Source organism: Micromonospora sp. CA-248260 (assembly GCF_050942205.1).
Lineage (GTDB): Bacteria > Actinomycetota > Actinomycetes > Mycobacteriales > Micromonosporaceae > Micromonospora > Micromonospora antibiotica.
This window is the reverse complement of record NZ_CP192021.1, coordinates 3,464,194-3,475,005: the sequence shown is the minus strand read 5'-3', so window position 1 is coordinate 3,475,005 and position 10,812 is coordinate 3,464,194. Positions and strand designations below refer to the sequence as shown.

At 74.0% G+C, this 10,812-nt stretch carries 10 protein-coding genes; 2 read left to right on the top strand and 8 right to left on the bottom strand.

The window, feature by feature from the left end:
* Positions 1-34: 34 nt before the first annotated feature.
* The gene (locus tag ACQP2H_RS15335) at positions 35-544 is read right to left on the bottom strand and encodes an NUDIX hydrolase (protein ID WP_219461990.1); all 510 of its coding nucleotides are present in this window, start codon (positions 542-544) and stop codon (positions 35-37) included.
* Positions 545-642: 98 nt separating this feature from the next.
* Here ACQP2H_RS15335 and ACQP2H_RS15330 point away from each other — a divergent pair, with 98 nt between their 5' ends.
* Positions 643-1,803 carry a hypothetical protein gene (locus tag ACQP2H_RS15330; protein WP_433233277.1) on the top strand — a complete coding sequence of 387 codons (1,161 nt, stop codon included), beginning with the start codon at positions 643-645 and terminating at the stop codon, positions 1,801-1,803.
* Here the strand turns inward: ACQP2H_RS15330 and ACQP2H_RS15325 are convergent.
* The gene (locus ACQP2H_RS15325) at positions 1,791-3,896 is read right to left on the bottom strand and encodes a molybdopterin-containing oxidoreductase family protein (protein ID WP_357533464.1); all 2,106 of its coding nucleotides are present in this window, start codon (positions 3,894-3,896) and stop codon (positions 1,791-1,793) included. The genes ACQP2H_RS15330 and ACQP2H_RS15325 overlap by 13 nt on opposite strands.
* Positions 3,897-4,149: 253 nt before the next feature.
* On the opposite strand from ACQP2H_RS15325, the gene ACQP2H_RS15320 reads away from it, so the two are divergent.
* On the top strand, positions 4,150-4,491 hold the full coding sequence (locus ACQP2H_RS15320) for an RNA polymerase-binding protein RbpA (protein ID WP_007070998.1): 342 nt from the start codon (positions 4,150-4,152) through the stop codon (positions 4,489-4,491).
* Between the two features lie 171 nt (positions 4,492-4,662).
* On the opposite strand, the gene ACQP2H_RS15315 is transcribed toward ACQP2H_RS15320, so the two are convergent.
* From ACQP2H_RS15315 to ACQP2H_RS15290, 6 genes are all read right to left on the bottom strand, one after another.
* Positions 4,663-5,196 carry an FxsA family protein gene (locus tag ACQP2H_RS15315; RefSeq protein WP_219461984.1) on the bottom strand — a complete coding sequence of 178 codons (534 nt, stop codon included), beginning with the start codon at positions 5,194-5,196 and terminating at the stop codon, positions 4,663-4,665.
* A 96-nt stretch (positions 5,197-5,292) separates the two neighbouring features.
* A complete protein-coding gene (locus ACQP2H_RS15310) occupies positions 5,293-6,066 on the bottom strand; it encodes a polyprenol monophosphomannose synthase (RefSeq protein WP_219461981.1) in 774 nt (257 codons plus the stop codon).
* Positions 6,067-6,089: 23 nt separating this feature from the next.
* Positions 6,090-7,688 (bottom strand): apolipoprotein N-acyltransferase, encoded by a 1,599-nt coding sequence (gene lnt / locus ACQP2H_RS15305; protein ID WP_374197559.1) that lies wholly within the window; start codon positions 7,686-7,688, stop codon positions 6,090-6,092.
* Between the two features lie 567 nt (positions 7,689-8,255).
* Complete coding sequence (locus ACQP2H_RS15300) at positions 8,256-9,602, bottom strand: glutamate mutase L (RefSeq protein WP_219461977.1); 1,347 nt, start codon at positions 9,600-9,602, stop codon at positions 8,256-8,258.
* A complete protein-coding gene (locus tag ACQP2H_RS15295; protein ID WP_208565960.1) occupies positions 9,599-9,991 on the bottom strand; it encodes a hotdog domain-containing protein in 393 nt (130 codons plus the stop codon). Before ACQP2H_RS15295 ends, ACQP2H_RS15300 begins: the two co-directional genes overlap by 4 nt.
* Positions 9,988-10,782, bottom strand: coding sequence for an OAM dimerization domain-containing protein (locus ACQP2H_RS15290; protein WP_363823173.1), 795 nt, complete (start codon positions 10,780-10,782; stop codon positions 9,988-9,990). The genes ACQP2H_RS15295 and ACQP2H_RS15290 overlap by 4 nt, the downstream gene beginning before the upstream one ends.
* Positions 10,783-10,812: the final 30 nt, after the last annotated feature.

Below are 10,812 nucleotides of genomic sequence, written 5' to 3'. Positions count from 1 at the left end.
GCACACCTCCGGCCGGACACAGCGCGTCGGTGGGTCACAGCGCGTCGGGTCGACACAGGGCGGGATGCCGCTCACCGGGCCGCGCATACCAGGGGGCGTCGTCGGGGGCGGCGGCCGTGTCCAGCCGCAACCGCGCCCACTCGTCCAACTCCGGCAACGCGTCGGGGGTGAACCAGCCGACCTCGGTGGACTCGTCACCGTCCGCGCGGGGCCACCCACCGACCGGCCGGCACCGAAACCACACGTTGAGGTACTCGCAGGCGTCGCCGTTGGGGTAGACCACCGGGTGGGTGGCGACCCCCGCGATCCGGTCGACGACGACCCGTACCCCGGTCTCCTCCCACACCTCCCGCACGACGGCCTCGGCGGGCTGCTCACCCGGGTCGACCACCCCGGCCGGCAGCGACCAGCGGCCGTTGTCGCCCCGACGGGCCAGCAGCACCCGACCCGCGTCGTCACGGACCACCCCGGTCACCCCGGGCAGCAGCAACAGGTCGTGCCCGACGTGGGCACGCAACTTCACGATGTACGGGGAGACGGCCACCGGCCCACGGTAACGGTCGTGGTACCGGTGGACCATCCCGACGCCCGCGCGACGCCGCCGCACCCTGGGCCGGGTGCAGCCTCTAGACTTGCCCGGCGATGGACCCGCAGCCCTCCCCCACCGACCTGCGCCCCTGCGCGCACTGTGGACGTGACGTGCCGCAACGTGCCGGCGCGGGACGCCCGTTCCGCTACTGCCGGGACAACGACGGCGCCTGCCAACGGGCGTCACGCAACTCCCGGATGCGCCACCGCAACGCCCCCGGCCTGCCCGGCCAGGTGGCCCGCACCTGGGAGGCCGTCGACCGCCTCGACCAGGTGGTGGAAACCCTCACCGAGGCGCTGCACGCCGAGTTGTCCCCGGTCGGGGTGGAACGGCAACTCGCCCAGGCCCGCGCCGACGCCGCCACCGCCATCGCCCAGGCCCACGCCGCCCGCGACGAGGCCCGCGAAGCCGCCGAGACGGCTGCCGCGGAGACCACCCGGGCCCGGCAGGAGACCCGGGCCGCGGCCGCCGACGCCGACGCGGCGCGGGCCCGCGCCGCGCAGGCCGACGCCCGCGCCGCCGAAGCACAGCAGCGGGCCGGGCAGGCCGACACCGCCGCCGACGCGGCCCGCCGCGACGCCAGCGCCGCGCAGGCGCTGCGGGTGCAGGCCGAACGTGACCGGGACGCCGCCCGGCACGAGCTGCGGACCCTGCGCGCGGAACGCGACGCCGAGCGGCAACGCACCGCCGACCTGACCGCCGAACGTGACGCCGCCCGCGCTGACGCCGCCCGGGAGTTGGCCGACGCGCAGCGCGCCGCCGCCGAGGCCGCCGCCGCCCGCCAGGAGACCCGGCAGGCCCACGCCGACGCCGCGGCGGCCCGCACCCGGGCCGACACCGCCACCGAGCAGGCCCGGCAGGCGGAGGCCACCGCCGAGGCGGCCCGGCGGGACGTCGCCGCCGCGCGGGCCGACGCGACGGCTGCCCGGCAGGAGACCGCCGCGCTGACCGCCCGCGCCGCCGAGGACCTGGCCGCCGCCCTGGCCCGGGTGGACACGCTGACCGCCGAGCTGACCCGGGCCCGCGCGGAGGTGACGCAGGCGCACCGGGCGACCGCCGCCGACCGGGCCCGGCTGGCCGAACTGGACCGGCTGCTGCCGGCGGCGCAGGCCGACCGTGACGCCGCCCAACGCCGGGCCGGTCAACTCGCCGACCAGGTCAGTGATCTGGCCGGCGCGCTGGCCCGGCTCAGCGGCCCCACTCAGCCGGGCTGAGTCGACCCCGACGGGTCACCGCCCGCGTCGCCCGGTCGGCCCACCGGGGCGGGGTGCACCTCGACCCGGGTGTCGTGGAACGTGGGCCCCCCACCGAGGTCGGTGTCCCGGACCCCGGTGACCGCGTTGACGGTGCTGCCGCCGGGGCTCAACCGGGCCCAGTACGCCTTGTAGGTGAACGCCAACCCGGGGCGGGTCGCGTCGTCCACGGCGACGGTGGCGAGGAACTCGCCCCGGTCGTTGTGCACCCGCGCCGGGTCACCGTCGGCCAGGCCCCGGGCGGCGGCGTCGACGGGATGCAGGTGGATGCGCGGCGGACCGGTGCGACCGAGGTGCCACGGCAACGACGCGAACGTCGAGTTGAGGAAGAACCGGCCGGCGGGGGAGATCAACGCCAGGGGGAACCGGCGGGCCAGCGCCGCGTCACCCACCTCGACCGGCGGGGTGTACCCGACGAGCGGGTCGACGCCCTGCGCGGTCAGCCGCGGGTCGTGGAACCGGGCCCGCCCGTCGAGGCTGGGGAACCCACCCTCGGCGTACGGGGCGGACCCCACCGCCACCCCCGTCGCCCGCACGTACGTGCTGCGCACCAACTCGTCGTAGCTGATGCCGGTGCCGTCGAGCAGCTGCCGGGCCAGGTCCTCGTCGCTGTCCCGCAGCCGGGGATGGTCCAGCCCGAGCGCGGCGGCGATCCGCCGGAAGATCTCCGTGTTGGGCAGCGCCTGCCCCGGCGGGTCCAGCACCGGCAGGTTCAGGGTGGCGTAGTGGTGACCGTAGGAGGTGTGCAGGTCCAGGTGCTCAGGTTGCATGGTGGCCGGCAGCACCACGTCGGCGAAGTCGCAGGTGTCGGTCCAGCGTTGCTCCAGCACCACGGTGAACAGGTCACCGCGGGTCAACCCCCGACGCAGCAGGTTCTGGTCCGGGACGGTGGCGACCGGGTTGGTGTCGAACACCACCAGCGCGGTGACCGGCGGGTCCGCCTCCCCGGTCAGGGCGGCGGCGAGTCGACTCATGTTGATCGACCGGGCCGGGGGAGCGGGCATCCCGGCGGGCCGGGCGACCCGGTCGGAGTCGACCCGGTGATGCCCGCTGGTGGTGGCCAACGCCCCGCCGCCGGGATACCGGAAATCCCCGGTGAGCAGGGGGATCGCCGCGATAGCCCGGACCGCCTGCCCGGCCCCGGCGTGCCGTTGCAGGCCGAGCCCGATCCGGATGGCGGTGGGACGGGTGGTGGCGATCCGCTCGCCGAGGCGACGCACCACATCGACGTCGAGGCCGCACTCGGCGGCGGCACGCTCCACCGGCCACTCGTCCAGGCGGGCCGCCATCCGCTCCCACCCGACGGTGTGCGCGTCCAACCACCCACGGTCGACCCCACCGACGTCCCGTACGTGCCGCATCAACCCCAGGGCGAGGGCGGCGTCGGTGCCGGGCAGCGGTGCCACGTGCTCGTCGCTGCGGGCCGCGGTGTCGGTGCGCAACGGGTCGATGGTGACCACGTACGCGCCGCGTTGTTGGGCCTGCCGCACGAACGGCCAGTGGTGCAGGTTGGTGGAGAGCAGGTTCGCCCCCCACAGGACGATCAGTTTCGCCTCGACCACCGACTCCGGTTCGAAACCGACGGACCCGCCGTAGATCGACCCGAGGGCGGCCCGGGACGCCGCGGTGCAGATGGTGGTCCGCAACCGCGACGCCCCCAGGTGGGCGAAGAGCCGCGGACCCATCGACCAGCCCTGCACCAGACCCATGGTGCCGGCGAAGTAGTACGGCAGGACCGACTCCGGTCCGTTGAGGTCGATGCTGGCCCGCAACCCGGCCGCGACCCGACGCACCGCCTCGTCCCAGCTCGCCGGCCGGTACGACACCGGCCCGACCCCCTTGGGGCCGACCCGCACCAGGGGGGTGGTCAGCCGGTCGGGCCCGGTGACCGCGTCGAGATAACGGTTGACCTTGCCGCACAACGCGCCCCGGGTGAACGGGTGACCCGGGTCGCCGCGCAGCGCCACCGGCCGCCCGTCGGTGACGGTGAGCTGCCAGACACACGTGTCGGGACAGTCCAGGGGGCACGCGCCGGGATGCACGGTGGTGGCCATGCCGCGGATGCTATCGCCACCGGCCGCCCCGGCACGGCCCGTCGTCGGCGCGGGACGCACCGGCGGCGGCTACCATCGCGGTGCACACCCGGGACACGGCACCGATGTCGACCCGGCCGCAGACGAACCCGCCGGGGCGGTGCGACGGCGGGCTACCCTTGCGGGGGCCGTCCCACCCGACGGGCGGGAATGCCCCGGCGGTGACCGGCCGTTATACCGGAAGACCAGCACCACGAACGAGGGGAAGTCGATCATGGGCGAGCGCATGCTGCGCGGAAGCCGTCTGGGCGCGGTCAGCTACGAATCCGACCGCAACACGGAGCTCGCGCCGCGCCAGACCCGCGAGTACCTCTGCGCCAAGGGCCACCAGTTCGAGGTCCCCTTCGCCGTCGACGCCGAGGTCCCCACCACCTGGGAGTGCAAGTTCGACGGCAGCGTCGCCCGGCTCGTCGACGGCACCGAACCGGAGCAGAAGAAGGCCAAGCCGCCACGCACCCACTGGGACATGCTGCTGGAACGGCGCTCCATCGCCGAGCTGGAGGACATCCTCGCCGAACGGCTCCAGGAGGTCCGCACCCGCCGCGGCCGCGCCTGACGTACCGCACCACGACGGCGCCCCCGGGGAGGAGATCCCCGGGGGCGCCGTCGTGTCACCACCGCTTCCCTGCCCACCGGGACAACCGGAGCCCACGCCCCACCCGGGCTGCGGGGCGGACCGAAAGGTATGGGACGACAGTGCCCGCTCCTGGGCGGGACCACCGGCCGGTCAGGGCCGGCGGGGCTCCACGATCTCCCCCTCGATGGCCCGACCCCCGTCGACCGGCGGCGGGGCCACCACGTCACCATCGACCGGCGGCGTCGACGTCGCCGGCTCGCCCCGACGCACCCGCACCGTACGCGGGCCGAACAGGTCACCGGCCACCATCGACGACACCCGCCGCTCAGTGGCCCGCTGCACCCCCGAGCGCACCAACCGGCGCACCGGCGGCACCAGCAACACCAAACCCACCACACCACTGAACAGACCCGGCACCGCCAGCAGCAACGCACCAGCCAACCCGACCAGACCATCGGTCACCTGCCGGCCCGGCGGCTGCCGCGACTCCACCGACGTACGGAACCCCCGCCAGGCGCGCATCCCCTCCCGGCGCAGCAACACCAGACCCACCAGGGACGCGGCGAACACCAGCAGCACCGCCGTGCCGAACCCGACGGCCCGGCCCACCACGACGAACACCGCCAACTCCGCCACCACCGCCAACAGCAGGGCCGGTGGCACGAACCTCAGGTATCGGCGCATCTCACCTCATCCGCGTCGCGCGGCACCCGCCCACCACCGTCAACCGGACAGCGCCCGGGGCGACAGGCCCGCTCCTCCAGCATGCCACGCCCCACCTCACGGCCACCGGTCGTGACCGCGACGCAGCCGACCCGGCCGCCGGTCCCGCAGCCCCCAGGTGGTGATCCGCCACAACGCCTCCGCCACGATCAACGGACTCATCTTGCTGGCCCCCCGCTCCCGCTCGACGAACGTGATCGGCACCTCCACGATCCGCACCCCCGCCCGGTGCGCCAACCGCGACAACTCCACCTGGAACGAATACCCCTGCGAACACACCGACTCCAGACGCATCGCCCGCAACGCCGACAACCGGTACACCCGGAAACCACCGGTGGCGTCCGACACCGGCATCCCCAACGCCATCCGCGCATACAGGTTCCCGCACCGCGACAGCACCAACCGCCGCCACGGCCAGTTCACCACCCGCGCCCCACCCACCCACCGCGACCCGATCACCACATCCGCGTCGCGGGCCGCAGTCAACAACGCCGGCAGATCCTCCGGGGCGTGCGAACCGTCGGCGTCCATCTCCACCACCGCGTCGTAGCCGCGCTGCCGCGCCCACCCGAACCCCGCCAGGTACGCCGCCCCCAACCCCTCCTTACCGGGCCGGTGCAGCACGTGCACCTGCGCGTCGGTGCCGGCCATCGCCTCCGCCAACGCCCCCGTACCGTCGGGACTGTTGTCGTCGGCGACCAGCACGTCCACCGCCGGTGCCGCCCGGCGGACCCGGGCCACCACGTCGGCGACGTTGTCGGCCTCGTTGTAGGTGGGAATCACCACCAGCACCCGACCCACCCCGGGCTGCCCCGCGACTGCCTCACCCACGCCTGTCCCCCGTTCCTGCCGGCTCACCCGGCGACGGTGACCTCCCGCCGACGGCGCAGCATCCCCGCGACGACCAACGCCGCCACCGCCAGACCCGCCAGCGTCGACTCCGGCCACCGCCCGGCCCGGGTGGCCGGGGTACGCCCGTCGGAGAGCGTCACCTGCCGCACCACCACCGCCCGGGTGTTGAACCCGGTGGCGTCGCTTACCCGCCCGTCCGGGGCGACGAACCCGGACACCCCGACCGTCGAGGCCATCAACGCCGCCCGACCGTGCTCCACCGCCCGCAACCGCACCATCGCCAACTGCTGCCGGGCCTCCGCCACGTCGAAGGTGGCGTTGTTCGTCTGCACCACCAGCAACTGCGCCCCACCGTCGACGGTGTCGCGCACCAGACCGTCGTAGGCCACCTCGAAACAGATCACGTCACCGAGGACCACCGGGCCCACGTCCACCACCCCCGGGGTCGACCCCGGCACGAAATCCGCCCGCACCCGGTCGACCTGCGACGACACCTTCCGCGCCAACGACCGCATCGGCACGTACTCGGCGAACGGCACCGGATGCCGCTTGGTGTACAACTGGGCCATGTCCGGGCCGGTGCCCGGCCGCCACAGGATGCCGGCGTTGCGCACCTCACCGTCACCCGGACCGGCAAGCACCGCACCGACCAGGATCGGCGCACCGATCGCGTCCGCAGCCGCGGAGATCCGCGCCCCGGCGGCGGCATTGCGCAACGGGTCGATGTCCGAGGAGTTCTCCGGCCACACCACCAGGTCCGGACGCGGCACCGCACCGGCGGCGACCCGCCCGGCCAACTCCACCGTCGCATCGGCGTGATTGTTGAGCACCGCCTGCCGCTGGGCGTTGAAATCCAACCCCAACCGCGGCACGTTGCCCTGCACGATCGCCACCCGCACCGACCGGCCACCGCCGGCACCCGTGGGCACCGCCAACCCCACCCCCACCAGCAGCAACAACCCGACCGCGACCCCGGCCACCGGCCGCCACACCCCGTCCGGGCCCGGCCACCGCCGCCACGACCCCACCACCAGCAACCCGCCGGCCACCGCCACGACCCCGGTGACCAGTGGGGCCCCACCGAGCCACGCCCACCCCAGCAGCGGCGACGCGTCCTGGCTGAACGCCAACCGCCCCCACGGGAACCCCCCGAACGGCGTCCGGTCGCGCAGCGCCTCCTGCCCCACCCACAACACCCCGGTCACCACCGGCCACGCCCACCGCCACCGGTCCACCACCGGCGACACCCACGCCGACGCCGCCCCCAGCAACGCCACATAGCCGGCCTGCAACAACGACAACAACACCCACGGCAGCAGCCCGGTATGCAGATTCGTCCACGCCAACAACGGGGCGAACAACGCCACCCCCGTCAGGAACCCCAACCCCGCGCCGGCCCGCAACCGCCGCCGGTGCACCGCCACCGCCAACCCGGCCACCCCCACCGGCGCCAACGGCCACCACCCGTACGGCGGGAACGCCACCAGCAGCGCCAACCCGGCCGCCACCGCCACCGGCACCGCCACCCGCAACGGCACCGGCCCCCTGGTCGGTCGTACCACCACCGGGGTACGCGTCTCATCCCGGTCGAGCGTCGTCACCGGCACCTCACCACGATCACGGGCCGAAGGCTACCCGCCCCACCCCGGCACCCCCGAACCACCGAGCCGCAGGCCCGAGCCCACCCGACGCCGCCCCGCCCCGCCCCGGACAACGCGACGCCGGTCGGCCCACCCCGGGGAACACCGGTGACACCGACCCCCGCAGCGGGCGGACACGAAATCGGGGCGCGGCCTCAGCCGCGCCCCGATGCTCCCAGGCCCTTCCCGGCCGGTGGGACAAAATGAGCGACGCCGACCTTCGGACCGACCCGACGGTGGACTGGCTGCCCCCGCCCGGCCGTTGTCTACTGGCCGTACCACTCACCCTGCCCGTACACCGGTAACCGCGGCCGGTTCGCGCCGCCCCGCCGACCCCCGCCCGCTGGACCTGGCCGCCGCGACAAATACGCACCAACAATGTCGCTCGGCCAGCGGACGAAGGGACGAAGCGAACAACAGCCGCTTCCCGTAGTAGGACTCAAAGACGGTACGGCCTACACCCCCGCCGCTGTCAACCCACCACCGGCCAGTCACGTCCACCAACCCGGCGTGTCGCGTCGGCAGGTCTCAATCCCCACCGAGATGCCGACGCAACAAAGCCGCCGCCGCCACCGGATGCTCCCCCGCCAACAACCCCCCGGCGGCCAGCACATAATCCACATCCACCACCGGCCGCGCCGCCCGCGGCAACGGCCACCCACCCGCACGATCCACGAGCACCTGCGCCAACACCCCCACCCCGGCACCGGCCGACGCGTGACGCAGCACACCACCGGAACCCACCAGCAGCCGCACATCCCGCAGATCCCGACCCGCCCGCTCCCCCGTCGCCGCACCCCGGGCATGCCGCCGCAACGCCACCGTCGCCGCCAACACCGCGATCCGCCCGTCCACCGCCCGACCCGCCGCATCAACCGGCAGGAACCCCGGATCAGCCGCCCGCACCGCCGCCGCCGCCGCCAACTCCTCCTGCCCGACCGCATCGAGCAACCGTTCCTGCACCGCCGCCCGGACCACCCCCGGCGCGCTCCACCGCATCCCCAGGTCACCCTCCACGGTGCGGGCCCGCCACAACGCCCCAGCCACCTCCCGACCCGGCCCACCCGCCCGCTCGTCCGGCGTCAACACCGAATACACGTCAGTCGTCGCCCCACCCACGTCCACCACCGCCAGATCACCCCCCACCACGTCGGCGAGGACCTCCACCCCGGTCAACACCGCATCCGGGGTCGCCGCCCGCACCAACCGGGCGAACCGGGACCCCCGCGACAACCGCTTACCCCCGATGACGTGCCGCAGGAACACCTCCCGGATCGCCGCCCGCGCCGACGCCGGCGCCAACACCCCGATCCGGGGCAACACGTTGTCCGCCACCGTCACCGGCACCCCCGCCGCCGCCAACACCTCCCGCAACCCCTCCCGCACGTCCACGTTGCCGGCCAACACCACCGGCACCCGCCACCGGGCCCGCGCCAACCGCGTCGCGTTGTGCGTCACCGTGTCGACGTCCCCACCGTCGGTGCCACCGACCAGCAACACCACATCCGGCCGGGCCGCCCGCACCGCCGCCAGCTCCGCCGCCGCCAACCGGCCCGCCGCCACGTGCACCACGTTCGCCCCCGCCGACAACCCCACCCGCCGACCCGCCTGCGCCGTCACCAACGGCTCGTAACCCACCACCGCCAACCGCAACCCACCACCCGCCGACGAACACACGTACCACGGCAGAGCACCCGCACGCCCCGCGCCGGCCCCGTCGACCGCCGCACCCACCGCCGCGTCCAACCCGTGCAGCACGTCCGTACCGACCGTCGTCGGCGCCGACGCCGCCCCCACCAACCGCCCCACGGCCAGGTCCACCACCGCCGCCTTCGTCCAGGTCGACCCGACGTCGGCGCAGACCGCCAGACTCACGCCGCCCCGGGAACGACCACGGTGCCCGTCGCCGTCACCGCCACGACCGGCTCCGCCAACACCTCCGCCGCCGACCCACCCCGCTCCGGCCGCCCCCGACACACCACCCGCGCCACGAAATCGACCGTCCGGCTGCGGGTACCCACCCGCACCACCGTCGCCGTCACCTCCAGCACGTCACCCGCCCGCACCGCCGCCAGGAACTGCACATCCGCGTACGACGCGAACAACCCCTCGTCACCATCGGTACGGATACACACCTCCGTCGCCACGTCCCCGAACAACCCCAACGTGTACGCCCCGTCCACCAGGTTCCCCGCGTAATGGGCGTGCGAATACGGCACATACCGCCGATGCGTCACCGTCAACCCGACCCGCGAATCGCTCATGCCCCCGCCTTCCTGCTCGTCACCAACGCGTGCACCAGATACGACGCCACCTCACCCGGCGTGGTGCCCCGACCGAAGATCCGGTCCACCCCCAACTCCGCGGTCATCGTCTCGTCGAACCGCGGCCCACCCACGATCAGCAACGGCCGCTTACCCGCCGGCAACGCCTCCCGGAACGCCGCCGACATCTCCCGCGTGTTGTGCAGATGCGCATCCCGCTGCGTCACCACCTGCGACACCAACACCGCATCCGCCCGCTCCCGCCGCGCCGCCTCCACCAACTCCGGCACACTCACCTGCGCACCCAGATTGGTCACCTTCAACTCCCGGTAATACTCCAGCCCCTTCTCCCCGGCGATACCCTTCACATTCAGGATCGCGTCGATACCCACCGTGTGCGCATCCGTGCCGATACACGCCCCCACCACCGACAACTTCCGACGCAACCGCTGCTTCACCACCGCGTTGACCTCCTTGGCGCCCAGCAACGGAAAGTCCCGCTCCACCACCTGCACCTGATCCAGATCCACCAGGTGGTTCACCCGCCCGTACACCACGAAGAACGTGAACCCGTCACTCATCGGCTTCGCGTGCACCAGCATCGCCGGATCGATACCCATCCGGTTCGCCAACTGCACCGCCGCACCCTCGGCCCGCTTGTCGTGCGGCACCGGCAACGTGAACGACACCTGCACCATCCCGTCACCGGTGGTGTCCCCGTACGGCCGCACGACCCGCTTCCCGGCGACCGCGCCAGCCCCCACGACACCCGTGCCGTTCCCGTTGGGCATGCCTTCGCGGCCCTCACTGCGTTCGGTGCG

Excerpts from the sequence above, each read along its gene's own strand:
- ACQP2H_RS15330 (WP_433233277.1), top strand. The coding sequence starts at position 643 with ATGGACCCGCAGCCCTCCCCCACCGACCTGCGCCCCTGCGCGCACTGT.
- ACQP2H_RS15325 (WP_357533464.1), bottom strand. The coding sequence starts at position 3,896 with ATGGCCACCACCGTGCATCCCGGCGCGTGCCCCCTGGACTGTCCCGAC.
- ACQP2H_RS15320 (WP_007070998.1), top strand. The coding sequence starts at position 4,150 with ATGGGCGAGCGCATGCTGCGCGGAAGCCGTCTGGGCGCGGTCAGCTAC.
- ACQP2H_RS15315 (WP_219461984.1), bottom strand. The coding sequence starts at position 5,196 with ATGCGCCGATACCTGAGGTTCGTGCCACCGGCCCTGCTGTTGGCGGTG.
- ACQP2H_RS15295 (WP_208565960.1), bottom strand. The coding sequence starts at position 9,991 with ATGAGCGATTCGCGGGTCGGGTTGACGGTGACGCATCGGCGGTATGTG.
- ACQP2H_RS15290 (WP_363823173.1), bottom strand. The coding sequence starts at position 10,782 with ATGCCCAACGGGAACGGCACGGGTGTCGTGGGGGCTGGCGCGGTCGCC.